This is a genomic window from Paenibacillus tuaregi (genome assembly GCF_900086655.1).
GTDB lineage: Bacteria > Bacillota > Bacilli > Paenibacillales > Paenibacillaceae > Fontibacillus > Fontibacillus tuaregi.
On the sequence record NZ_LT575476.1, the window covers coordinates 391234 to 416437 of the forward strand.

General features: G+C 51.6%; 16 protein-coding genes. 9 read left to right on the forward strand and 7 right to left on the reverse strand.

Annotated features, from left to right (window positions below):
- Positions 1–197: 197 nt before the first annotated feature.
- The 3 genes from BN6628_RS02105 to BN6628_RS02115 form a co-directional block, all read right to left on the reverse strand.
- Positions 198–1052, reverse strand: a complete 855-nt coding sequence (locus BN6628_RS02105) for a sugar phosphate isomerase/epimerase family protein (RefSeq protein ID WP_068613574.1) — start codon at positions 1050–1052, stop codon at positions 198–200.
- 2 nt (positions 1053–1054) lie between these two features.
- Positions 1055–1936: a sugar phosphate isomerase/epimerase family protein gene (locus tag BN6628_RS02110; protein WP_068613577.1), complete on the reverse strand. Its 882-nt coding sequence runs from the start codon at positions 1934–1936 to the stop codon at positions 1055–1057.
- A 63-nt stretch (positions 1937–1999) separates the two neighbouring features.
- A complete protein-coding gene (locus tag BN6628_RS02115; RefSeq protein WP_068613579.1) occupies positions 2000–3058 on the reverse strand; it encodes a Gfo/Idh/MocA family protein in 1059 nt (352 codons plus the stop codon).
- 132 nt (positions 3059–3190) lie between these two features.
- On the opposite strand from BN6628_RS02115, the gene BN6628_RS02120 reads away from it, so the two are divergent.
- From BN6628_RS02120 to BN6628_RS02135, 3 genes are all read left to right on the forward strand, one after another.
- Positions 3191–4051, forward strand: coding sequence for a helix-turn-helix domain-containing protein (locus BN6628_RS02120; RefSeq protein WP_068613582.1), 861 nt, complete (start codon positions 3191–3193; stop codon positions 4049–4051).
- An 833-nt stretch (positions 4052–4884) separates the two neighbouring features.
- Positions 4885–5427: a hypothetical protein gene (locus BN6628_RS02130; protein WP_068613588.1), complete on the forward strand. Its 543-nt coding sequence runs from the start codon at positions 4885–4887 to the stop codon at positions 5425–5427.
- Between the two features lie 269 nt (positions 5428–5696).
- Complete coding sequence (locus BN6628_RS02135; protein ID WP_068613591.1) at positions 5697–6797, forward strand: hypothetical protein; 1101 nt, start codon at positions 5697–5699, stop codon at positions 6795–6797.
- Between the two features lie 583 nt (positions 6798–7380).
- Here the strand turns inward: BN6628_RS02135 and BN6628_RS02140 are convergent.
- Together BN6628_RS02140 and BN6628_RS02145 are read right to left on the reverse strand one after the other, a co-directional pair.
- A complete protein-coding gene (locus BN6628_RS02140) occupies positions 7381–8760 on the reverse strand; it encodes an esterase-like activity of phytase family protein (protein WP_068613594.1) in 1380 nt (459 codons plus the stop codon).
- Positions 8761–8899: 139 nt separating this feature from the next.
- Entirely contained in the window at positions 8900–9604 is a 705-nt protein-coding gene (locus tag BN6628_RS02145; protein WP_068613597.1) for a M50 family metallopeptidase, read from the reverse strand.
- 187 nt (positions 9605–9791) lie between these two features.
- Here BN6628_RS02145 and BN6628_RS02150 point away from each other — a divergent pair, with 187 nt between their 5' ends.
- Positions 9792–10388, forward strand: a complete 597-nt coding sequence (locus BN6628_RS02150; protein ID WP_068613601.1) for a nitroreductase family protein — start codon at positions 9792–9794, stop codon at positions 10386–10388.
- Positions 10389–10605: 217 nt separating this feature from the next.
- On the opposite strand, the gene BN6628_RS02155 is transcribed toward BN6628_RS02150, so the two are convergent.
- The gene (locus tag BN6628_RS02155) at positions 10606–12381 is read right to left on the reverse strand and encodes a hypothetical protein (protein ID WP_068613604.1); all 1776 of its coding nucleotides are present in this window, start codon (positions 12379–12381) and stop codon (positions 10606–10608) included.
- A complete protein-coding gene (locus BN6628_RS02160) occupies positions 12378–13334 on the reverse strand; it encodes a hypothetical protein (RefSeq protein ID WP_068613607.1) in 957 nt (318 codons plus the stop codon). Before BN6628_RS02160 ends, BN6628_RS02155 begins: the two co-directional genes overlap by 4 nt.
- 442 nt (positions 13335–13776) lie before the next feature.
- Between BN6628_RS02160 and BN6628_RS02165 the strand changes: the two genes are divergently transcribed.
- The 5 genes from BN6628_RS02165 to BN6628_RS02185 all read left to right on the forward strand — a co-directional run bounded on the left by BN6628_RS02165 (position 13777) and on the right by BN6628_RS02185 (position 25181).
- On the forward strand, positions 13777–15555 hold the full coding sequence (locus tag BN6628_RS02165; RefSeq protein WP_068613609.1) for a vWA domain-containing protein: 1779 nt from the start codon (positions 13777–13779) through the stop codon (positions 15553–15555).
- 1197 nt (positions 15556–16752) lie between these two features.
- Complete coding sequence (locus BN6628_RS02170) at positions 16753–20142, forward strand: tubulin-like doman-containing protein (RefSeq protein ID WP_068613612.1); 3390 nt, start codon at positions 16753–16755, stop codon at positions 20140–20142.
- A gap of 3 nt (positions 20143–20145) precedes the next feature.
- On the forward strand, positions 20146–22587 hold the full coding sequence (locus tag BN6628_RS02175) for a transcription initiation factor TFIID (protein WP_068613615.1): 2442 nt from the start codon (positions 20146–20148) through the stop codon (positions 22585–22587).
- Between the two features lie 81 nt (positions 22588–22668).
- Positions 22669–23952 (forward strand): vWA domain-containing protein, encoded by a 1284-nt coding sequence (locus BN6628_RS02180; protein ID WP_068613618.1) that lies wholly within the window; start codon positions 22669–22671, stop codon positions 23950–23952.
- Between the two features lie 566 nt (positions 23953–24518).
- A complete protein-coding gene (locus BN6628_RS02185) occupies positions 24519–25181 on the forward strand; it encodes a beta-mannanase (protein ID WP_068613621.1) in 663 nt (220 codons plus the stop codon).
- The last annotated feature ends 23 nt before the right edge of the window (positions 25182–25204 follow it).

A 25204-nucleotide genomic window follows, 5' to 3' on the forward strand; every position in this document is an offset into this window, starting at 1 on the left:
GTGCTCCCGTTATGGGGCACCCTGCTTGAATTGGTCTTGGCGTTAGAATGAATTGTGTTTCGAATGTAATGGTCTGATCTTATCCTAGCTCCCGTCATCGTACAATTGATCCGTTAAATAATGAAGGAGATCTGGCCTATTTTCAAGGTGGCCTCAAGGCTCTTCTGTACTAAGCTACAACTCTACTAGTATCTTGATCAAACCTCGTTCCAAATCCGTGCAACATTGTCAAAAGCGATCTTGGTCCCTTTCCGGCATTCCTCCATGCCTTCATACTCAATGGAGATGTACCCGTCATAGCCAGAGTTCTTCACAATCCTGAGAATCTCATACAGGTCCAGATCGCCTTGTCCGGCAATGGCCCCGCGAAGGTAAGAGCCGCCGACGCTGCGGAACCAGCCTTCTCCCGGGTTGCGGGAGGCCGGGCGGATATAGAAGTCTTTGACATGAACCATGGAGGCGTAAGGAATGTTATTCTTCACCGCCGTAATTGGATTCTCGTCCACACACACGAAATTGCCCACATCAAGGGTGGTTTTGAAGTTGGGGCGGTTTACGGCATGAACTACGGACTGCACACGGTCACTGGCCTGAACATAGTAGCCGTGATTCTCTAGACTGGTTGTGATGCCGTACTGCTTCGCATGGTCGGCAATCCGCTGGCAGGCAGCGGCCACGCGTCCCAAGTCTTCATTGAACCTTGCGATAGAGGTATCTGTCCGTGCAGCGACATCGTGGCGCATGAGCTTGACGCCAAGCCGGTGTGCCCGGTCCACCTCAGCCTTGACCTGCTCGATCTCGACTTCGTATTCTTCCTCGGAGCTTGTTACAAAGTTGGCCCCGATAGCATAGTTGGAAATCGCGATTCCTAGAGAGGCCGCTTTTTCACGGATTTGATCTTCCAGCTCCGGGTTTTCGAACGTGAAGCCATACGGAACAATCTCAATGTGTTCTGCTCCGATTCCAGCTACCCATTCCATAATCTCCAAAATATCCATTTCTCCTGCTTCTAAGGCTTGATACAGGCTGTATGAACTAATTCCCAGTTTCATGACTATTTCCCCTTATATGACTTGATAAATGCTACCGCCTTGCGGATGTCTTCTTCCGGATTAGCTCCGACTTCACGCTCGATGGTCAAATAACCTTTGTAGCCGATTTCCTGGAGGGCCGCGAAATAAGCTGGGAAGTCTACCGTCCCTTCACCCAGCGGGACTTCCTCAAAGGCAGCACCCGATGCGGCCATTTCCGCAATCTTTTCATGGCTCATGGCTCCATACCCGAGGAACCCATATACATCTCTCGGGTCAACTGGACGCAGCTGCTTGCCGTCCTTCACATGGGTATGTACCACATAGTCTTTAAGCAGCTTTACACCCTCAACCGGATCATCACCGGTGACCATAACCATGTTGGCTGGGTCAAAATTAACCGAAACACCGTTGGTGCTGAGCGAGTCGAGGAAGCTCTTCAGATGAGCAGAGCGCTCCGGGCCGGTCTCAATGGCGAAGTAGGCGTTCATGCTCTTGGCGTAAACACCGAGTTCTTCACAGGCTCTTTGCATGGAGTCGTAAATCCGGCTGCTGGTGTCGTCTGGCACGATTCCGATATGGGTGGTAACCACATTTGTTCCAAGCTCCACAGCCAGATCAAGAATCCGCTTGGATTTCTCGATTTTCTCCGGATTGGCGGCTTCATCCTGAAAGCCGTGTCCGGCGAGATCCCCGCACAGCGCGGAGATTTCAAGGCCTAATCCCTCAATATAGCTGCGCAGCTCCTTGCGTTTGGCGGGGCTGAGGGCCGCCGGGTCCATTTCCCCGGATACGGCATAGATCTGCACACCGTCTGCGCCAACTTCTTTGGCTTTCTTAAGACCTTCTGTAACGCCCACGCCAAAGCTGTCGACAATGACACCGATTTTGTTCGTAAAACTCATTAAGCACCTGCCTCCTTATTGCGTTGAAATAGAATTAGGGTCTCTTAGAAATTGCCGCCGGATTTAGAAATGAATTTCCCGGCCCTCTGCTGCGGATTGGTAAATTCCGTTCAGAATCTTGATCATTTCCACGCCGTCTTCCACTGGACTGTTGGTCGTGATGAGGCCCAGACAGCTGTCGACAAAATGATTGATCTCGTTATTAAAGGCGCCTTGGAAATTGAAGCCGGGCTCCGTAATCTGCGGGGCCACATTGATGATGGTGTTGTGCTGCTCGGTCACGATCAGCAGCTCGGGCTCGATTTCGGCGCCGCCTTTTTCCCCGTAAATATTCACTTGGGCCGAGTTCTCCTTCGCATGAAGGGAGAAGCTCACGTCCACCAACAGAGAGGCTCCGTTCTCGAATCTGACGAGTGCATTGGCCATATCCTCTACCGTATTGAACGAGGCATCGTAATCGGCAGCCTGGTAGAACTCATAATTCTCAATGTTGGAGCGGTTGCCCAGCTTGCTATATGTGTTGCCGCTGACGGATTTAACCTTTGGTCTGCCCATGAGATACCAGCAGAGATCAATGACATGTACGCCGATATCAATTAGCGGACCTCCGCCGGAGCGCTCCTTGTCGGCGAACCAGCCGCCTGGATTGCCGAGACGACGCAGCATGCTGGCTTTGGCATAATAAATCTGGCCGAGATCTCCGGCATCGATGAATTTTTTGAGTACCGCAATGTTGGAAGCGTGGCGGCGGACATAACCGACCTGAAGCATTTTTCCGGTCCGGCGCACGGCATCCTCTACCTTAAGCGCCTCTTCCACCGTCTTGCACAGCGGCTTCTCACAAAGCACATTTTTGCCCGCCTCAAGGGCCGCGATGCTGATCTCCGCGTGAGAGTTGTTCCAGGTGCATATGCTTACCGCCTGAACCTCGGCGTTCGCCAGAAGCTCGTTGTAATCTGTATATACATGAGGAATATCATATTTCTTGGCTGTTTCTTTGGCTCTGTCTTCGTTCAAGTCACAGACAGCCCAAAGCTTGACTTTCGGATTGGCTTGGTAGGCGAGCAGGTGGCACTCAGAGATGGAACCGTTGCCGATAAGACCGATTTTCAGTTCACTCATTGTTTGCGCTTACATCCTTTCTTGGTCCGCAGGGTTCTGATACAATAATCCTAATGTATGCAGCACGGATTTGTTTTATATATTCATTGATTCCAATTTAGCACACTGATTGTGCGAGGGAGAATGTTCAGGATGACAAAATATCTGGATTATATGATCAGTTCTGACCCGATTAGGGTATTCAATCCGGCTGTGGATGCCAGCAAGCGGAAGGTGAAGTCTCTTACTGTGATAAGTGCCGGTCACTTACCCGGCCGGACACCTCAGCGCAGGGATGCCCAATTTGAGAATTGGGCTTTTGTGATGATCACTGCGGGGGCTGGATTTTATCAGGTCAACGAAGGTGAGGTGCAGCGGGTGGAGGCGGGAAGCTGGTTCTGCTTGTATCCAGGCGCGGTGTTTAACTATGGACCGGACCAGGGCGGTTATTGGGATGAGTATTATTATAGCTTGGATGGGTCCAGGCTCACCGAATGGATAGAAAATTGGCTGCCTCATCCGGCTTACGTGAATAAGGCTGTCATTGATGAGACCTTCATTCATAAAATGGAGGTGGCCTTTATGCTGATTGAAAGCGGAATGCCGAGCAATCTGGACCGTGCCTCCCTGATGATTGAGTCCTTCATGTATGAGCTTGCGACTCAAAGCGACCGCACCCATGCAGGGAGCCGGGGCAGCCTCGTGATTAAGGTGATCGAGGACCTGGCCAGCTCCTTGCATATTATCCAGGAGCCTGCGGCCCTTGCGGCAAGGCATCATATTTCGGTCTCGACGCTGCGCAGAATCGTGCATGAGTATACAGGCTACCCCTTAAATGAATATCTACATCAGCTGAAGGTCGGGGAGGCCAAGAACATCCTGCTCAACACGGATCTGTCTGTGAAAGAAATCGGGGAATCGCTCGGTTACAAAGATACGTTCTATTTCTCCAGAGTATTCAAGAGAATTACGGGCATCTCGCCAAGAAGCTACCGGAGCCGGGTGGGGCAGTAGGGGGACGGAATCCATTAAGTTTATAGAATCTATATAAAATGAACTTATGAAGGTTACCCTTTGTGGCGCTGCGATACCGAGTATTCTTACAACCTCTGTTGAAATGCTTGAACTAGATATCCAAGTAGAGGCATTTCTCTTTATATATATTATGCACTCTTTCAATTTATTAAGAGATTTTAGGAAATAACAGAACATTTAGAGAGCAACCATCTGAGGACAGGAGAGCCGCAATTTTACGGCCTGATGTACATTTCCTTTGTGAGTAGGGGAAGGGCCGTTCGGCGTTGTTTGAAAGGGGATGCTTTAATGAAGCGTTCAGACTTTTTCTATATTTGGGTAGCTATCGTTAGTTACCTAATAGGACCACTAATCTATCTACTCACACTCAGATTTATATATGGTGAGACTACGAGAGATATGGGGCGATTCATTATATGGACTGCTCCTGCATTCTTCACAGTGGGCATATTCCTTTACCTTATATGTGTAATCATATTACGTTCAATAAACAAGTACTACTTTTGGCTGCAAACTTTAGCTTTTGTATTGGTTGGAACCATCCCCGTTTATATTGTACCTTTGATTGCAGGTTTCTTTAAGACTGAGAATCTCTCCTTTTTATTTTCACAAGAGGGTATATTATTTTTTTTGTTTTTCTCAAGTATCGCTGTTGTCTCTTCTTATGGAACCTGGATAGCTCAGAAAAGACAAAACAAGAGACCTTTTATAATTCTATCTATTTTAATCCTTGTTTTTTTAATAGTAGTCTAAGACAGGTTGTGTATGTACTACATCGAAAAGGGGTCTCCGAATACAGGAGGAATATCTTTATGTATAAAACTTTCTGTTTGTTCTTATTATTATTCTTTTCTTTCTTGGTGAGCTGCACCAATAACAAAGAACCCAATTTGGAGCATACTACTCCCAACGGACCTACCATCGCTTTAACGGTAGCGGTCTTAGGTAACAGCAAATATCCCGCCATACCACGTGTAAGCTATGTGAACGTTGGATTTAACGACCTAAATCAAAAGAACAGCAGAACGTTTGATGGACTCATCGTTTCCAAGGAGTATTTTGAAGAGGCAGCACAGCCTATGAATAAAGAGTTTTTGAAACATATAAAATACCCTGTTTTCTTCATTGGAGCCGAGGAAATTTCAACAGCAGCGTTTTATGTAGACGGACTTGCCTTAGACCAGATTAAGGGTGACGACACATATGCATCCGGATTTGTCCGTACGGAACAAGGTGAATATAAGACTTGGGGACTCGGTTTGCCCAATGAACCCACCGATACGGACAAGGGGCTGAATATCCTGGTTAGAATCTGTAATATTTTGCAGGAGTATAAAATCAGCAAAAAGCCATAGATTTTTGCATCGAAAAGTGAGATTTAATAGGTTTCTCGGCTGCTAGAGATATTTCCAATTTATACTTAACATTAACTGTGCTCCAAAGAAGCCTTTGGCTTTGAGGGGTGTTTTTTGTTCTTAGAGAAGTGAGGCATGTAACTAGTTTGTGATTGCAAATTATAAATTTTTATGACGCTCCAAAATAGGCATACACACAGACTGGCTGCCGCGCATAGCCTATAGTGTAAGCATTTTCTTTTTATACGAAAAGGAGTGTGTTGGACTACATGGCGGACAAGGAAAAGCATTATTTTGCGCGCGGCAATACAGCTGCTGGATTATATACGTTGTTTGAATCGGTGCTGGAGGGCCTCCAGACGATCTATGTTCTTGGCGGCCGCACCGGGGCGGGAAATGCACGGGTGCTTCAAGAACTGGCTGCGGCTTGGAGCAGCAGAAATCTGATCCTGCACTATATTCACCAGCCGCTGGACAGCAGGCTGCTCGAAGGGATCATTCTGGAGGAGCAGCGGATTGGCGTAGTGGACGGCAATGCCTGGGGGGCGGACGCGGTGCTTGAAGGAGCTGAAATCCGCTATATTGACATGGAGAAGCTGCTGGATGCCGAAGCTCTTGAGCCATTCGCGGAGGAAGTGGCCGAGCTGGATAAGCAGATCGCTCTGACTTATGAGGAGGCGTATGATACCTTCAACCGGACGCTCCGGATTCATGATGAGTGGGAAAAATTTTATATCGATCACCTGGACCGGGCTAAGGCGGATCAGTTGGCGGAGGATTTTGTCAAGCAGCATCTGGCTTCGGCAGAAGGAGCCTCGGGCAGCGGCAGAGAAATTCACCGTTTTCTTGGAGCAGCTACCTGGCAGGGAGCGATGGATTTTGTCCTGAATTTGACCCAGGACCTGAACAGCCGGATCTTTGTAAAAGGACGCCCAGGCTCAGGAAAATCGACACTCTTCAAAAAAATCGCCGCCGAGGCCAAAAATCGTGGTATCGACACGGAAATCTACCACTGCGGCTTCGACCCGAACAGCTTGGATATGCTGATCTTCCCGCAGCTCAGCCTGGCCATATTCGACAGTACCGCGCCTCATGAGCACTTCCCATCCCGGCAAGGTGATACGATCCTCGACGTCTACAAGCTTGCGATTGCGGAGGGAACGGATGAGAAGTACGCGGAAGAAATCGCGGAGATTAAAGACCGCTACACCCGCTCCATGAAGGAAGCGATCGCTCTTCTGGAGACGGTTAAGGACTACCGCGACCGTATTACCTCTATTTATAATGACGCTTTGGATCTTAAAGCACTTCATGTACTTACCTCTGATTTGTTGGCGGAAGTGGGGGCACAGGTTGCTGCGAGACCGTAATGCGGTTGACCGGAAATGGACATACGACTGAGGTGTCAAAATACGGGCAGAAGGAGCCGAGCATTAGAGCTTGGACCACGAGGGCTTGAGTCCCTAGAAACTAGAGCAATGAGCAGTCAGAACACCAGGAAACGGACCATTGAACATGGGAAAATAGAGTGCCGCGGAGTGCCACCAGGCACATGGTAAGGAAAAGACAGACCGCGGCATATATTTATATACTCTAATGGCATTTAGTAATGCGCATAGAGTAAAGCTCATACAGTAATGCACATACTGGAGAGCCATACAGGAAAGCTCATACAGGAATGCACATACAGGGAAGACCCTTTAGCGTCCGCCTAACCGTGGAGCTGAAGGGTCTTTGCATTGAATTAGGAATGAAGTATCCTCGTGAGATTGCTCGATTATGAATAGGGAGAGGAGCAGCCTTCTGAGTGGCGTGTGCTAAAGAGCTCCCTCGGGGGGGCCCCTCATCCAACCTCCCCGCATCGAACAGAGAATGGGCCTGCCCCTTCATGATCGCATGAGGAGGGCAGGCCCATTTTTCGTAAGTCTGGTTAGTAAGGTGATCCGAGCTATTTTACTTCAGCGTGTAAGGAAGCTCAAAGGTCCACAGGTCGGTTCCATTCTCCTTGGAGTCCGGCTTGTCCACACCAAAGTCATTGTCATTAACAATGACCAGCTTGTTGCCGCCAACAAGGGAGATCCCTTCGATTTTCTCGTTAGGGTATTTGAAGTCTACCGCATTCAGAATCGTCTTCTTGCTAACCGGAGTAACGCCAGATTTGATCAACTCGGCAGGTGTGAGCTGTTCCAATGTTTTGCCTGCCTTGCTTGTATCGTCATACTGCCCCAGGATATTGGTCGCTTTGGACAGATCGATCTGATAGATTTTCTTCAGTTGGGCCTTGTCGCCCGCATTCTTGTCCCGCTCGTCAATCAGCAGAGTATTCTCGTTGATCACGTTCAGGTCGGAGATGACGATATCTCCCTGCTTCAGATCCTTGAACTGCTTCGCATCGTCCGCAATATAAGCGTATTCCGCGACAGGCTGAAGTGTGGCCAGGTCCAGCTTTAGAATCCGCAGGGTGCGCGAATTGTCCACACTCTTATCGGGAAGGCGGAGCGGGCTCTGCATAGCCATGTACAGCCACTTGCCGTCCGGTGTAACCCCTACGGCTTCAGCTCCGCGGTTCTGGCGGCGGTTCAGGTAGGAAGCTGGCAGCACGTCCTTCAGTGGAAGCTCCGGTGTGTTCAGCTCAGCGCTGATTCCTTTGGGAGCGAGACGCTGCACGAGTGTACCATCGCGTTTCACTTGGACAAGGTATGGACCGTATTCATCCGAGATCCAGAACGTATCATCCTTGGGATTGTAGGCGAGACCTTCCACATCCAGACCGTAAGGATCGTACGAGATAACGTTCTCAGCGGCCTGATCATAAGGCACTTCATCCCGTGATTTCAGGTTAGGCAGCCCGGTAATTTGGCTTGTGCCTGTGACCGGGTCTTTACCGTTGATTTTGAGTGGGATGGTCTCGAGCACCTTGATTTGATCTTGGTCCAGCTGGATTTTGTAGATGGTTGGTGTGTAATTAGGCAGCGGGAACGTCCGGCGCGTTGTGCCTTTGACGTCAACCTCTCCGTTAGGACCGCGGTCGGCGGTTGTGTAAAACACATTATCCGGGTCCCCCGGAAGATGGGTAAGGGAGGAGCCGATGCCGAACTTGATGCCCTTGGCGAGATCCGGCTGATTCAGTGTATATTTACCGGTCAGTTTGGGCTTGGCGGTCAGCGAAAGGGTGCCGCTGGTGCTATCCCAATCCTCATAGACGCTTACTTTTGTGCTTTGGCCGTTCACCGTATACTCTAATTCTGCGGCATGAGCTCCCGAGGAGAGCAGGGGAAAGCTTCCGACCGAAAGGGCGGCTAGAGCAGCGGCGAACCATTTTTTGGATGACATATGTAAAGACTCCTTCCATTCCTGTTTCATCGACTATTATCGACGTATTTACGTTTATTCTAGTGTTGTTTTATTAACGGAATGTATGTATAACATTTGTTCTGTGTAAAACGTAAAAAGAGCATAAAGAGACTTCTCTTCATGCTCTTTCATATGCTGTAGAACTGTCAGTTCCATGCTGGGCCGGACGCCTGCTCCAGAACAGCCGGAGCGACATGCTGGCGCACCACAGGGAGAATATCAGGAACAGAATAGCCCAAAGCACGGCGGGCAGCGGGGTCATTCGTGCCAGATTGGCGGCGTCGCCTGCCTCTCCGGGACTGCGGATCGCAGCAAGAACCAGCGTGAGGGGCCCCATAACTGACTCCTCGAGACACAGGAAAGCCAGCAGCAGGTAATAGAAGTTTCGCACAGCCGGACCCAGGAAATAGATGATTCCACTGATCAGCAAAAATAAGCCAAGCCACCAGACACCGAATCCTCTATGCACAAAAAACACCATCATCAGCAGGGCAATTCCCATGAGGCCGATTAGCCCGGCCGCCTGCCTTCTCCGCTGATAACCGAGGAAGAGCAGCAGGGCGAACAGGGCGGCTAGGGTGTAGCCTGCCAGCGAGACCAGAATGGAGCTCCAGCCGGTGGACAGCAGGGAATACGTAACACCGCTGTGATCCGCATTGAGCTCAATCCGCATCACGCGGCCGGATACCAGGAGGGTGACAATGGCATGCCCCAACTCATGCACCATGGTGTCCACTGTTCTGAACCAGGAGGAGAACGGAATAAGACGGGTGAGGAATGCCGAACCCAGAAGAAAAAGAATGGTCTTTAGCCATTTGTTCATGAAGTGGACGAGTTCCCTTCTATATAGAATAAAAATAGATGCAGCTTGCTCTGGTATGAAATGGGTGGAATTTTTTGCTACAATAAGATAGTATGCGGAATAAATCCTATACCCTTATACGTATGAAGTTAAGGAAGGGTTCATGGATGACCTTAGGAATTTTAAATTTGATGGGAGGTTAACATGCATGAATGTATCTGAAGCGATTCGAAATAGAAGAAGTATCGGGAAAGTCAAACAGGAGGATATTCCCGTAGAAACGATTGAGCGTATTCTTGAGGCGGGTACGTGGGCGCCCAACCACAGATTGACCGAGCCGTGGAAATTCTTTGTACATAGAGGGGAAGGGCGGCAGCTTATCGGGAACGCCATGGCGGACATTGCGCTTGAGAAATATGAGGACCCGAACTCGGAGGAAGCCCGCAAGGCGGTGGAGACCGCGCAGAGCAGACCGCTTCGCTCGCCGGTGATCATCACCGTGGCCGTCACGCCAAGTGACAAGAAAGGCGTAGTTGAGATTGAGGAATATGGGGCCGTCTTCGCCGCGATCCAGAACATGCTGCTGGAGATTCACAGCTTGGGCCTTGGCGCTGTTTGGAGAACCGGGGACCCGTGCTATCATACGAAGATGAACGAGCACTTCGGGCTTCGTCCGCAGGATAAAGTCCTTGGCTTCATTTATCTCGGCGAGCCGGACGTATCTGATCTTACAGGCAAGCGCACCCCATTCCAGGAGAAAACGGTGTGGGTGGATACACCGGAGAAAATAAAAGCTGACCAATAGAATGTCCCATCTCCAGAATCATTTCACACTCCTGTCTATTGATAATTCTTAAGTTCAACTTAGAGTAGACAGGGCGGGACTCTTTTGCAGCCTAATTGTTTGAAAATTCGCAAGGACATTTCAGGTTATGGGCCAAGCAAGTAAGCAAGCCCTCATACACGGACTCACATCCGTCTATGAGGGCTTTTTTAATCTTAATTATAGTTCCGGCGTATTCTTACTCCACCGCAGCCACCTCAAACACCGGCAGCGAGAGCGTCTGCCCGCCCAAGGTGACATCCTCATTCTGGGCGGCCAGGATTCCTGATACAGTTGTGTCTCCGACACTCATCAGGCTGTTTGATTTCAGCAGGACATAGCTGTCTCCGAGTACAGCCAGCGGCCCGTTGTCCGTAATGCTGACAATGCTGCAGCTGAACCTCACCTTTTCACCGGGGTGCTGAAGCAGATCTTCGATCCGTATATCTTGATATTCAGATTCCGGCTTCACAGGTTCCCGGTACTGGTAGGCGCTGCCCGTCCAGGCATACACCGCGGTTCCCCCCGCTCCATTCCCCTCTGGGTTGTTCACCAGCAAGGTGCCGTCCTTCATGACTTGGTATCCGTCTGCTTCGAACTCAAACAGCCTGCTGATTCTCTGGCCCCCTTCCACACCGAAGGCTGTGTAGTAGGCCAGGCGTGTTGAGGATTCGCCTTCTACCAGAATTACCGGCATGGTGCTGGTGCTCAGCTGTTTTTCGAAGGACAGGCCTTTGATCTTTCTGCCCTGCACAAGCTCACTGCTGGATACCATCCGGGTCTGGCCCGAGGCATCCATAGCCGCATAGTAGATCCGGCCCGTCTCATCTGATCCAGCCGCGTACACCTTCGCCCCGTAATTACCGCTACCGCCAATCACATTTGCATAGTTCCGGCTGCTGTCCGCCGCCTGCAGGAGCCGGATGGGCTCCGCTTTGGTCCAGGCCAGCTTGGCTGCGGCGATCTCCTCCGAGGTGTTCTTGTATGTGGACACCGCCTCATAAATAGCGATTGCCTCTTGGAACTCCCCCCGCGCGACCATCGCCTTTGCCTTTTTGATCAGACGGCTGTACTGCGTAGAGATATAGCCGGTCAGCGGCGACTTCACCTTCGCGGACTCCACGAAATTCACGAAGTCCCGCCCGTGCTGAGCAAACGCTGTATAGTTCCCGGTCTTCAGATCGGCCCGCAGCATTTGATCCGCCAGCAGCTCTGCGGTTTTCTTAATCCAAGGAGCTTTTAAATTCAGCTGCTGATACCGGCTGTGAAGGGAGAGGGCTTCACTTAACATATTGGTAAACATGCCCTGCCCAGAGAGCTGGGACAGCTTCCGGCTGTCATATTTCTTGAATTTGGCGGACAGGCTGGCCGTCCGTTTGGCCTCGCTACCGTAGTATCCAGCTGGGAGCTGCATCAGCAGCTCGCGAAACGACTCATTGGCATAGGATCGCTGCTCCAAATTGCTGTCCATCTGCCGGGTGAAGCGCTGCTCGAACTCCTTGAGCTTAGCCGCAAAATGGTCGGTGACTTGATAGGAAAGCGAGATTTGCTTGTAATAACGACTATATTGGCTCCCTGTCTTCATATACTTATTACGCAGGACAGACAGGTCCGAATAAGCCTGGATGACTCTTGTGTAATCCTCATCGGAATCAGGATCAGCAGAGACAGCCGCTCCATCCAGAGAGGCCAGTCTTGACTTGATTTCTGTGATCGGCGCCAATTCGGCCAGCCGGGTACGGATTTCACCTTCCTTGTATTCAATCCAGCGGTTATTTGAGGCTTTCTGGTACCACTCCTCGGCAGCCACCAGGTTCTTGCTCTTGTAATAGCGGTCAGCTTCCGCAATCCAGGCCATTTTCCGATTGATATAATAGCCCTTAACCGCAATTAGCGCCAGCATTACACTGCACAATAAAATCATCAGATTACGCAGGGTTAGCGCATTTTTGATCGTCAGTAGAAATAGTCTCATACGTTATGTCCAAGTTTCTTATCTGTATTTTGAAAATCAGGGTCCCATTGGTACTTGCTGTTATAAATCTCGGCAACCTCCACAGCCAGATTGCTGAACTGCAGGTGCGGGTCTGTTGTAACGATCCGGAACAGGCGCAAAAAACGGTCTTTGGGCAGCAGCCGTGCATACCTGCGGATGAACTCTGGATACAGCGTCACATACCGCTTCATCCGGACAATGGCGCCTACTGTGGCAGCCAGGATCTCCTTGCCGCCAGGCATGCTCAGGAACTCCGCTTCATGGTCCAGCACATACAGCAGTGTCCGTTCCTTAATCAGCTCAGGCTTGATCTTGGCAATTTCGCCGATGTACTCCGCAAGCCCTTCGTCAAAGTGGAACAGCAGCAGCGATTCAAGCTGCAGGTCCATATCCCGTCTTAGGATGAATGAGCGCAGCAGAGAGAGCTGCTGAAGGCGGTTGCGGTCACTGTCAACCAGCGTCCCGATCTCCCGGAGCATCTCGTAAGCAAGGCGCTCATTGTCTGGACGGATACTGACAGCTGCTTCGATATTAAGCCGGAGCCCCTGAATCAGCCGGTCCTGCTCCTGATTGAACCATTTGGAGAGCTTGCGTGGGGATTCCGTCTGTACCATCTGCCGCTGTACGATCCAGAGCAGCACGGTTAGGGCCAGCCCGCCCCCAAGACAGATTGCGATTTCTTGGAAGGTCGAGCTGAACAGCACGCCAGCCAGGGTCAGGAACAGGGCGACCAGCCGCTCCGTCTGCATAGAGCGCTTGGTGAGGCGAACCGCCATATGTTCTACAGGTATGAAGGCTGATTTGCCGCAGTGCATGCACTCTTTTTCCCAGAGAACCGTGAAATTATGACAGCTCCGGCATACCCTCAGCCGTTGAAAGGCATATCTGGTGCGCTTGAGCGGAGTGATCTGGACAGGAATTTTCTTCATCATGAGCGCTCCTGCCTGTCGTTAATGAGGGCCAGCACCTGACGGTCAATTTCCTCGCGGGGAAAGGGACGCTTGCGGTGAGTATAGTAGAGGATTATCCGGATCACTACAAAAAGAAACAAAATTCCCAAACATCCGTATGCAATCATATTACCGAATCCTTTCTATGGATAAGAGGTGTTTCCCGTCATTATAAAAGGCTTCTCTTCCTACTTCAAATAAGTTCAGATCCCCGGCGAAAAGCCGCACGAAGAGACATAATGGTTTGAACTTTGCGGTGTTTAATTATATCATAAAGGCATAGTAATGGTAGAAATAGTAAGTGTTATGTCGTATTATAATAGGTTTCCGTCATTTTAACGCTATCTTAATATCTTCTTAATAATATCTTAAGACCTGTTCCATAGAGTAGTATTATTCCGATTTCAAGTGAAGGAGTACCCGTATGGTTCCAAAGAAAAAACTAACTTTAGCGCTGCTGCTTGCCCTGTCCCTGCTCGTACCTTTTGCAAGCGGGCTTCCAGTGGTGGAAGCAGCCCAGCAATCCTCACATATCGATGCCGTACTGGTTGTGGATGACAGCAACTCGATGAACAAGAGCGACCGCAACAAAATCAGCAATGAAGCCATGAAAATGTTCATAGATATGCTCTCCGCAAAAGGGGACAAAGTAGGCGTAGTCGCCTACACAGACCGCATTCAGCGCGAGAAGGCGCTGCTTGAGATCAAGTCCCCGGGAGACAAGGAGGACCTGAAGCATTTCATTGACGGGCTGGACCGTGGGGCCTACACCGATATTGCGGTGGGGGTGAAGGAGGCGGTCAAGGTGCTTCAGGACGGGGCGGACCCGTCCCACGAGCCGATGATCGTCCTTCTTGCGGACGGCAATAATGATTTCAATAAAACCTCCGGCAGAACCCAGGAACAGTCGGACCAAGAGCTAAACCAGGCGCTTGATGAAGCGAAGAAAAACGGAGTGCCGGTCTATACAATTGGGCTTAACGCGGACGGCAAACTGAACAAAGCCAGCCTTGGAGCGATTGCTCAGAAGACCGGGGGCAAGTCCTTTGTAACGGATACCGCGGATGATCTGCCGCAGATTCTGAGTGAGATTTTTGCCAGCCACCTGAAGCTGAAGATCGTTCCTATTCAGTCAATTACAGCGAACGGCAGCTATCAGGATGTCACGGTAAACGTGCCGAATGCGAATGTGCTTGAGGCGAATATATCGATTATGTCCTCCAAGCCAGTCGAAGCTAAGCTGTATGACCCTTCGGGCAAAGAGGTGGCTATCCCGTCAAGCAACGTTATGGTATCGAAGTCCAGAACCTACTCTCTGATCAAGCTTCTTAAACCGGACCAAGGTGACTGGAAGCTGAAGGTCAAAGGGGTGGCTAAGGACAAGATTGATATAAACCTTGTTTTCAACTATGACATGGAGCTGACGATGGACCCGGTTCCATCCAAGACCTACAGCAAGGGCGACAAGATTGATATTAATTCATACCTGGTCAGCGCCGGGAATAAAGTTCAGAACAACAGCTTGTATAAGGATATGAATGCGGTTCTGGTCGTGAAGGACCTGGATACCGGCCAGACCTCTGAGCTCAAGCTGGGTAATACGGGGGACCGTTTCAGCGGCACCTTCGAGATCCCGGATAAGCATAATTATGAGATTAAAGTACGCGCCGAAGAAAAGAGCTTCTACCGCGAGACCCCTGCCGTCAAGATCAATACCAAGAGTGCAGCGGCGGGCAGCGGAACAACGGCAAGCCCGGGAGACAAGGATAAGAAACCTTTTCCTACCTTGTACGTGATCCTTGGTGCTGTAGGTCTTGCAGTCCTTCTGGCGGCGGCCTACTTCCTGCTCCGCATGTGGCAGCGGGCGAACCAGGGCTTCGTCGGCCAGATGGTCATCGAGATCCGGGATGAGAATACCGGGGAGAAGACTTATCCGCAGTACAAGAAGCTGGCTGCCTTCAAAGGCAAGTTCAACCTCCACCAGCTGCTGCAGCTGGCTCCTGAGCTTCGGGAGACGGAGAAGATCGTCTTCACCCCAGGCAAAAACGACCGGATCGTGCTGAAGAACCTCAGCCCGAATACAATTGAGAAATCCGGCCGCGCCGTCGACGCCAGCAAAGGGCTTGAGCTGAAGAGCGGCGACCGCCTCACAATCCCGCTGATCGGGGTGGATCAGACGATCCTGCTGGAATATCTGGTGTAGGCTTGTTAAATTGGGATTTCTGTTGTGCCGAGAGCTTTAAGAGCTTTTAAGGCCGCTGCGCTGCCGGATCATTCTTCCGATCGCTGTTGTGGCCGAATTTCCTGATTATACTACCTAAAAGGAAGAAATTCGGTCACAAAGGCAAACGCTTCGCTTCTCCAGAACGATTCCGGCCGCTCCGCTGGGTTAGAGCATAGAAGGCAGCTTCCCAAATTTAACAGGCGGTTTGTTTGGGGTAAATGTATCAAAAGTGGCGTTTTGATCGTTATTACTATGGGATCAAAACTTTGAACATCTTTTTGGAAGTTAGAGCTTCTATAGAAACTGGCATTTTGCTTGTCCTGACTTGCCTTGTGGGATAGATGGTTGCAGCTTGAATTGGCTCTACCTTCAGTCCGGTTAGGGTTCGGGCAGCACAGTTACTTAAGACTAGTCTCCATGAGTGGCTGGAGGCTGTGCCTGGCATTTGGTAACGAAGTGACAATCGCTGGGGTTAACAAAGGGAGTGTTCTTGTGGATGATGGCCCCCTCCTGAGGCGGCGGGACCGATAGTGGGGCGCAAAGGCCAACAATCCGTGAGATTCTTGGCGACGGTAGCCCCTGACAGGGGTAACCAGGCTAGTGTGGATGAATCACAACCGGATCACCCCTTTACCTCCAAGGGAAGTCCCGCATGCGACGGAGATTCCCTCCCCTGAGCATGTAACAGTATCGCACTAGCCCAGCGGAGAGGATGGAATCGTTCTGAAGAAGCGCCAGCGGTCGCCTTTGTCAGCGGATTTCCACTCTAAGTGGACAATCAAAGAAATCTGCTGACAACAGCGATCGTAAGAATGATCCATCTGCGGAGCGGTCTCTAGAGCTGGAGATCTCCGGCGACTATAGGCAGGCATAGGAATTATTCATCCGCGGAGCGGCCTAAGACGTAGAAGGCTGAGCATTCGCTATGAGATCACTAGGCAGGCTTAAGAATGATCCATCTGCGGAGCGGCCTCCGAACATAGAGGGATGTTCATTGCAGAACGGCCTAGCACGAAGAAGGGTGGCCGATTGCAACCTGTTTTCACCAGAAACGTAATTTACTCATCAACACGTGCTTATATCGCACTCACCATAAATCGAACTAATGAATTCAATTATTCGGAGCAAACAGAAAGAGATGATTTGTTTGCTCCGGCCACTTTAGGGGGTCAACATATGAAACCGATAGTAAGAGAACATATTCAGCAACTGGACGTTTCGCTCGGCGGAGGTATCGTCAGTGAGAAGATTCGTGTAGATACCATCGACAATCCGATTCTGATCATCGGCCTTGGCGGTACCGGGATCGACGCCCTGCTGCGTCTGAAATACCAGATTAACCGCAGATTCAAGCTGCCTGAGGACCCGATCTCCAAGAAGCGTCAAGAGAAGCCGAACAATGTGGAATTTCTGGCTTTTGAGACGAACGAGCAGGACCGGGGCAAACGCTACAAAGGCATCGGCCTCGATCCAATCAATGAGTTCGTGCTTCTGTCGAACGCTGAAATCGGCGGCCTGCTGCAGAACCGCAGCATTTTGGAACCTTACATTACGGAATGGCTGTCGCCCGAGCTGAGCATTACCGATGGCATGAATGGAGCTGCCGGGGTACGCCAGGCAGGGAGACTGCTGCTGTTCACCAAGATCAACCAGGTCGTTCAGGCGATCGACAAGAAGATCAAGACGCTCTCCGTAGGTACTAACAAGAAGCTGATGGTGTTCCTGCTCACCGGACTTTCCGGCGGTACAGGCAGCGGAACGTTCCTGGACATTGCCTATATTGTCCGGGGAATTATCGAGCGGGATCATGGCTCAGCCGGCATCGACCGCGTGAATACATTGGGGTATCTTTTCACACCGGACATCAACCTTGCCAGCAAGGCGCTAAGTGAACATACCCGTGAATATATCAAAAAGAACGGTTACGCCGCACTCAAAGAGCTCGACTATTGGATGAACGTGGACAGCCGGGGTGAACGGTTCCGCCAGCAGTACGGGAATATTCTGACCGTTAATTCCCCGCTTCCGCCGTTCAACCTGTGTCATTTGATTTCGGCGACCAATACCGAAGGCAAGCTGCTGGAGAACGCTTATGATTACTGCATGAACGTTACGGCAGAGAACATAACGAACTTTATGGCGAGCGAGGAGAAGCAGTCTGGCGAGGAATTTGCCATTCATGACTATATCAGCAACATCCGTACGAATATCGCCCAGATGAACAAGGTATACCCGGCGAACTATGAGTACAACATTATCGGGGCCTCCTCAGCGGTGCTGCCGATTGAGGAAATGACCACTTATCTGGCTTTCCGCCTGTTCGGCAAAATGGAGAAAATGTTCCACAAAGCGCCGAACCAGGACGATGTGGAGAAGTTCGCACGCAAGCTCGGTATTGACCTCGATACGATGGTCAAAACATTCGAGTCCCGCGTTCCCGAGCCGCTTCCGGGCTATCAGAACTCCGAACGCCTCAGCTATACCAACGTGGTGAAGCAGCAGGTTGTGAATATGGATACGGAGCTGGAGCAGAACTTCCTGGCCCGCGCCCGTGAAGAGTACATCAAGGCGAAAAAGCAGCTGCCTGGCGAAATAGTCTCGCAGTTCTCGGATCAGATCCGCCGCCTGTTCCTTCATCCAGAGCAGGGACCGTTCTATGTCTCCCGTCTGATCTATACGGAGAAGGGCTTCAGTCTGCTGAAGATGCTGCTGTCCTATATTGAGACGCTGCGGGAGAACCTGACGCGCATCCCACGGGACATTGAGGCGGCAAGGGAGCAGTCGGAAGAGAAGCTGGGCGATGCCAAGAGCGCCTTCGTGTCCAAGGACAAGAAGAAGAACGCTTATATTGAAGCGAAGATTAATGAGTACTGGCTGCATGCCGATGTGGAACGCACAGAGCAGATGATTGAATTTTACGAGGACCTGTATGACCTGCTGAATAAGGAAAATAACCGGATTTACAACGTGTTTACGGAAATTTTGAACGCGCTGAACTCGATTTTTGCCAAAAACGGGGACATCCTCCTCAATGGAGAAGAGCAGGAGGATCACAAAGGGAACAAAACGTACTACTGGAATATTGTCAGCGTGCCTGACATTTCCAAGGTGGTTGGCAACTTGATGGATTCCAAGGATGTGGATGATCTGATCCGCGATTTCTCCCAGGAACTGCTAGATCATTCCAACCAGTGGATCAAGGAGCAGGAAATTGACATTGTCAGCTCCATCTCCGAGTTCCTTACCGACAAGTTCGGGGACCTGATCACCCAGTCGATGGAGGACTTCCTGCTGATGAAATACGGCAAGGATGAGTCGATCGAGAAGTTCGTAGAACGCAATATCGCCAGCAAGCTGGATGATGAGGCCGTTCCGGTATTCCATTTAAGCAACAGCTCAGGCAACCTGTACTTCCCGTCCTGGGGCTTTGTGTCGGTGCCGGTTCAGGCGCCAAGCATCCTCAAGGGGATCAAGAACTATCAGAACAACGCGGTGGGCAAGTCTCACTTTACGGTCAAAGAGAGTGAAGTGAAGAACCGGATTTTCTGGCTGAATACGAAGAACGGGGTGCCGCTCTTCGTCTATACCCCGCTAAAGGTGTATGAGGAGAGTTATGAGCGCACGATTTTGGATAAGGAAGGCATTGGGCGCCACCTGGTGCAGACGGACAAGAACAACTGGACGTATCTGCCTTCCCCGATTCCTGAGAAGTCGTGGGGCGATGTGTACTCGAATGCCCGTGTTCAGGCTTACAATGCCCGGGTGCGTGCCGAGTTCGACAAGGCCATTGAGCTGAAGGTAATTACCGAGAAGAACATCGACCAGAATACAAGCAACCGGTATGAGGTTGTTTTGACCCGGCCGTTTAACCTGGCCGAAACGCTCCGGCCTTATGATATGCAGGTCTCTTCGAACAAGCCGAATCTGGGAGAGGTCAAGCGTGCTCTTTCCGAGCTTAGAAGGCTGCTCTCCCAAGGATTAGAGCGGGAAGGCAGCAAGGATATTTTCGGCAGCATTAATGAAGATATGGCCAAGGAGAACCTGATTCGTTCCCCTGAGCTGCTGGCCCGTGTCCGTGAAGAGCTGGAGAAGTACCGGGTGATTCAGGAGCAGGCGGCTTCCCTTGAGGCTTTGCTTGGACAGCATCAGGATGAGGAAAAATGGCTGGATCAGTTCATTGAGGCGTTGTATACCGGAACGATTGCGAAGAAGGGTGCGCTCTACGTATATGACCGTGATCCGGAGGAAGAAGCCTGGGAACCGTTCGCGAATCTGATGAAGAGCCGGAACTTCGCGGAGTTTGAAGTGTACGGCAGCTTCCGCGCTCTTGACGAGAAGAGCCGCAGCACCCTGATGCGCAAAGCGGATCGCCGGGATGCGGAAATGACCGCCTCCGAGGACATCACTCCGCTCCTGTCGAAGCTGGAAGAGCTGTATGAGGCTTTCCTGGAAGCTAGAGATCAGCTGGAGTACGAGCGGGTGGAGCTTGCCAATGGGGAGGAAGCTTACCAGTTCTACAAGCAGATGACAACGAAGCTGAACGATATCCGCAGAAGGTTGAAATAGCTTATGAGACAACTATTAGAGCAGTATGCAGCCGATTACGCTGCGGCGGAGGAAGGCTTAAGCCGCAAGCAGGATGATCCGAGCAGCATTCATTATCCCGCGGTCTACCTGTTCATCGGGGATAGAATCGCGGAGGCGATTGATCCGGTCATCCGGATTCATGATAAGAAATGGGATAACAGTGCAGGGGTGATGTACTTTCATCTGACTTCACAGGAGGGATCGGCGGCAGGGGTAACGGCCGCCTTTTCCCCTTCTTATGGAGAGGGAAGGCCTGTCCCGCCCGCACAGGAGCATCCGCGCGTAGTTCGCTACCGGGTGCCGGAGCCCAGGTATGCGGTGCCAGAAGAAGCCGGGCCCAAGACCCGGCGTCCCGACTTGTACCGCGCCTTCTACCGGGAGCCGCAGCCGCTTCTGGAGCTTAACCGGGCCCTGCGGCAGGTGAGCCAGCGAATTGCAGATTACGGCAGATTGTACTCTTCTTTCGACCGGATTCATCTATCTGTGATCACACAGGCAGGAGATCCTCTAAACGTGTTCGTGCCGGAGGTAACTATACTGGCGAATACGATCTTCGGCCAGTCCTTCAAGTCGGTCCAGACCGACCTGTTCACACTGGTCAGCGAGCGGGAGGATGCCGAGGCCTTCGGCTATACCGGGGCTGCGGGCATTGCCTTCCTGCGGGAGCTTGAGCTGATGCAGCAGGCCGATTATACCTTTACGGCCCCGCTCTTAATGACCGAGGACGGTCTTTCCATCCCGGTGAGTCATCCGGCGTCTCCTTTGTTTGATCTGGTCTATATTTTGTCTGACAAGAACGAGCGGGGGGTAACGCCGCCTGGGGGGATGCGGGACAACGATGAGATCATCTGCCAGATCAGCCTGCTGAAGAACCGGCAGCGGAAGGATTCGCAGTATGAGTCCGTGTCTGGCGCAGCATACAATAACACCTCCTTCAAAAATAACATTATGACCGAATCCGGCCGGCAGGGCTATGTCTCGGCCGGTTTTGCCAAGGTGAAGCGGCCGAATGAGTCCATTGCCCTGACCGTGCTCTACCACTTCTACAGGCAGCTCATCCGGCGGATGAACGGCCCCTTGGAGTGGAAGAACACGGAGAAGCTGGCCTTCTTCGGCCTGGATGCGGACACCTTGGCCGGGCAGGCGCGGCGGATCGTCCCTGACGAGTCGCGGCTTGCCGATATGAACGGCATCATGACCCAAGGGGTCAGCTTCGCTGCGCTGCGGACAATGACGCTTCGCGAAGCGGAGGCCGCGCTGTTCGGTGGCGGCGGGGAGCTGTTCTTCCGCGATAACTATCAGCGGGAGGTCGACAGCGCACTGGCCGGGCTCCGGCTGGACGAGGAGCTGGACGCTACCGTGCGCCGCAGCCGGAATCTCCACCCGCAGGTGGGATTATTCCACCTTGCGGAGTGGACGGACGATGCCGGGGCGCCGGGCAGCCTGCGGGAGGTCTACCGCTCACGGATTCGTGAGCTGGCCGGCCAGCTTGAATCGGCGAAGGCTGAGCTGGATCAGACCTATCAGGGCCTGGTCCAGGATCAATCTTTTCCTCGTATGCCGATGATGGATAAGCACAATGTGCGCAGCTTTATCCGGCATTTTATCAGCGTGGTCTATACCTTGAAGGTGGATATCCTGCTGCTGGATACCCAGCTGAAGCTGGCCCGCCGCCTTGAGGCAGAATTGGACCGCCTTCATGCTGGCTTTAGAATGCAGACGCGACAGCTGGAGGAGCTCGAAGACACGCTGCGCGGGAGCGCCGTGCAGAGCATCCGGCTGGCCGATGACTATATCGGGCAAAACCTAATGGAGTACTACGAGCGGGTGACCGAGGAGGTTATGGCGGAGCTTGAAGCCCGGCGGGGAGCGGACATCTGGTTCGACGAACGGTATATGGGGAGCCCTGCGGCACTTATGGAAGGCGGGATTCACAGCCTGGTGGAGCGGATGATTCTGGTATGCCGCAGAGATATTCTTACAAGTGGACCGTTCGCGCAGACGTTCGAGGAGGAACTGCTTCGGCGTGCAAATGTTGCCGTGGAGTATGACAACAAGCAGGTGCTCTCCAAGGATGAGCTGTTCAAGAAGCTCTACCGCACACTGGAGGAACACGCCGTCATTAATGTCAGATTGTTCGACTACACGCATGAGCACCGGTATGAGGAGAAGTATTTCTTCGGGGATGCCGGGAGTGAATTTATGAAGTATGCGATGGATGCGGATGAATCGTCGCGGATCTACAAGCTGGGTATGGTCCATGAGAACCGTACCAGCGGGGTAGAGAAGCTGTGCCTGATGGGTGGTTTTCATCTGGAAGATCTCATGTTCTACCGCAACGGCAAAATCTACTACGAGACTTATCTGCAGAACGGATACAGGTTCCACGGGATAGATCCGAAGGACCTGCCGGAGCTAAGATAGCTGCTTGGACGCTCTGTGGTGACATAACAATTTGCCATAGGTATCCACGGAAATAATAAATAGAAAGGGTGCGTGGTTACAATGCAGCGAAAATTCAATCTGCTCCTCACACTGTTCAGTCTGATCGGGGGCGCTGTAGGTTTCGCCATTGGGGAATGGCTGCTGGGTGATTTGAGTGGACGATGGCCAAATATCGTTGTGATTGGCCTTTATTTTGGAATTATGGCTCTGTGTGTAGGGCTGTTCTGCCTTGTGGCGGAAATGATTAAACCGCGCTTGAACGGCATGTCGTGGCGGCAGCGTTATGTGGATGCTTCCTGGAAGCTGCTGGTCCCGGCAACCTTAGGCATCCTGCTTGTGGCCGGGCTTGCGTTGGAATTTGTCTATGAGCTGAACGGCGGGGGCGTCAAGCAGGTTAAGGATATTGTCATGATTATGGACAGCTCGGGCAGCATGAAACAGAATGACCCGAATAATGACCGGTATGATGCCGCCAAAAAGCTGGTGGATGAGATGGATGGGGACAAGAGAGTTGCTGTGTTCACATTCAGTGATCAAGCCACCCTTGTGCAGCCGTTTGTCAGCTTAAGCTCCCAGTCGGCCAAGGATGAAGTGAAGACAGCGATTGATGGCATCCAAGCCACGGATGGGGGGACGGACATCGGGCTTGCGTTAGGGGATGCGATGAAGCACATTACGGCAGAAGGCACGCCGGATCAGAACACGATGGTGATCCTGTTGTCGGATGGAGTTAGTAATATTAATCTGCAGACAGCCCTAGCGGATTACAAAAGCAAGCAGATTAAAGTGAATACGGTCGGTCTGAACCTGGTTGATTCCGCGGGTTCAAATCTGCTCAAGGAAATTGCGACAGAGACCGGAGGAACATATAGCGATGTGGCTAAGGCCGGAGATCTTAAGTATGTGTTCCGCCAAATCTATGACAAAGATACGCTCGGTGAACGGACCCTGGTGACCGAGCGGACCGGACCTGCGGCAGACAGCACATATTATATGATTCTGCGAATCGTGGCTCTTGTTGTTATTGGGGCAGCCCTTGGGCTGGCGCTCGGCCTGATCTTCGATAACCGTTATCTCGCCCGCAGCTTTGGCATCGGCGGGGTGGTCTCGGGTCTGCTGGCCGGCCTGATTCTGGAATTTGGCCTAAGCGGGCACGGGTCCGCTGACATGCTCTGCCGCCTCTGGGCTGATCTGGTTCTTGCCGGAGTGATTACTTTGTTTGCCTGGATTATTCCGGTTAAGGAGCATTTTAAAGCTTCCGGAGGCCGTGTACGGCCGGGGCAGGCTGGAAATGCGGACGGATTCGGAGGCAGACGGAAGGACAGCTCCAGCAGAGGGTTCTAACAGGAGATCAAGAAGGAGGGCTGCAGCAAGCTCTGAAACAGGACTTAAAGCGGCTCAGAAGTAGACCAAGTAGCAGCATAGAGGAAGGGTCTGTTGTAGTTTTAGTTTTTGTAGTGGCTATGTATATAAAAAACGAACTTTAAAAATTAACCTCTCTCAGCTTCGATCCCGAGTGATTCTGAAGAAGCGGAGCGTCCGCCTTTGTCTCCGAAATGCCACAATGGATATCTAGTTCAAGCATTTCGGAGACAATAGCGGCCTTAAAGAACACTCGGTATCGCAGCGCCCTATAAGGGTACCTTCATAAGTTCATTTTATATAGCAGGGCTCTGAAACAACCTGTTTAGTCAGCTACTTGCAAACTCTGTAACAGACTTTAACGGGTTTTGCATCAAGGTAGCAGGCTCTATAGCAAGGCTATAAGCAGATCTTGAAGCAAATTTCTTACAAGCAAGCTTACACAAACCCATCAACGCCCTAAACAGGCCTGCATGTATCCAATGACGAGCATGATGGAGCATAGCAAACCGTCACATTCTAGCACGAGCCACAGGAGGAGAAGAACGATGCGGTTTATCGATCAGGATGAGCCATCTGCCCCGGTCCCGTTCCCGGTGATCGGCGAGCTGACCCACCGGGTTGATGATGACCGGTGTACACTGCGCTGGCGTTGGCCGGAGGGAATCCAGGCGGTGTATATCTACAAGTCTCCAGCGGGAAGCGGGGGAGCGGATTACCAGACTTCCGTGCCTCCTGCCGGGGAGCTGCGGCTGTATACCCGGGATGAGTACAAGGCCAATAACGGCTATCACGACCGGATTCAAGAGATCGGTCAGCTTGTGTATACCGTGTATGCCAGCTGGTCTGAGCAGGGGGATACCCTGCTCGCCAGGCAGCATGACGGTGCCAACCGGACGGTGGCCAGCACCGGCAAGGCGAAGATTTATTACTCGGTCCGCGAGAAGAGCGGTCTGTTCAGCAAATATAAAACCGTACAAATCACGGTGACCGCCGAGGTCCCGGTGGCCAAGGATGTACTCTGTTATGTGAAGAAGCAGGGAGGGTATCCGGCGGACCGGGAGGACGGTACCGTTTACCCGTTTGTCACCCCTTTTGCTGCAGGAAGAAATGTGCTTCCGGTCATTGAGGTTGGCAAGCAGGATCATGTCCGGCTGTTCTTCACGGATGGGCCTAAATATGGCCATATGTATGTGCTGATTCCGGAATAGCCTTGGGAAGGGAAGGAGGAACA

Bases quoted from the DNA above. Each gene is read 5' to 3' on its own strand.
- BN6628_RS02105 (WP_068613574.1), bottom strand. From the start codon at position 1,052: ATGAAACTGGGAATTAGTTCATACAGCCTGTATCAAGCCTTAGAAGCA.
- BN6628_RS02110 (WP_068613577.1), bottom strand. From the start codon at position 1,936: ATGAGTTTTACGAACAAAATCGGTGTCATTGTCGACAGCTTTGGCGTG.
- BN6628_RS02115 (WP_068613579.1), bottom strand. From the start codon at position 3,058: ATGAGTGAACTGAAAATCGGTCTTATCGGCAACGGTTCCATCTCTGAG.
- BN6628_RS02120 (WP_068613582.1), top strand. From the start codon at position 3,191: ATGACAAAATATCTGGATTATATGATCAGTTCTGACCCGATTAGGGTA.
- BN6628_RS02130 (WP_068613588.1), top strand. From the start codon at position 4,885: ATGTATAAAACTTTCTGTTTGTTCTTATTATTATTCTTTTCTTTCTTG.
- BN6628_RS02135 (WP_068613591.1), top strand. From the start codon at position 5,697: ATGGCGGACAAGGAAAAGCATTATTTTGCGCGCGGCAATACAGCTGCT.
- BN6628_RS02140 (WP_068613594.1), bottom strand. From the start codon at position 8,760: ATGTCATCCAAAAAATGGTTCGCCGCTGCTCTAGCCGCCCTTTCGGTC.
- BN6628_RS02145 (WP_068613597.1), bottom strand. From the start codon at position 9,604: ATGAACAAATGGCTAAAGACCATTCTTTTTCTTCTGGGTTCGGCATTC.
- BN6628_RS02150 (WP_068613601.1), top strand. From the start codon at position 9,792: ATGAATGTATCTGAAGCGATTCGAAATAGAAGAAGTATCGGGAAAGTC.
- BN6628_RS02155 (WP_068613604.1), bottom strand. From the start codon at position 12,381: ATGAGACTATTTCTACTGACGATCAAAAATGCGCTAACCCTGCGTAAT.
- BN6628_RS02160 (WP_068613607.1), bottom strand. From the start codon at position 13,334: ATGATGAAGAAAATTCCTGTCCAGATCACTCCGCTCAAGCGCACCAGA.
- BN6628_RS02165 (WP_068613609.1), top strand. From the start codon at position 13,777: ATGGTTCCAAAGAAAAAACTAACTTTAGCGCTGCTGCTTGCCCTGTCC.
- BN6628_RS02170 (WP_068613612.1), top strand. From the start codon at position 16,753: ATGAAACCGATAGTAAGAGAACATATTCAGCAACTGGACGTTTCGCTC.
- BN6628_RS02175 (WP_068613615.1), top strand. From the start codon at position 20,146: ATGAGACAACTATTAGAGCAGTATGCAGCCGATTACGCTGCGGCGGAG.
- BN6628_RS02180 (WP_068613618.1), top strand. From the start codon at position 22,669: ATGCAGCGAAAATTCAATCTGCTCCTCACACTGTTCAGTCTGATCGGG.
- BN6628_RS02185 (WP_068613621.1), top strand. From the start codon at position 24,519: ATGCGGTTTATCGATCAGGATGAGCCATCTGCCCCGGTCCCGTTCCCG.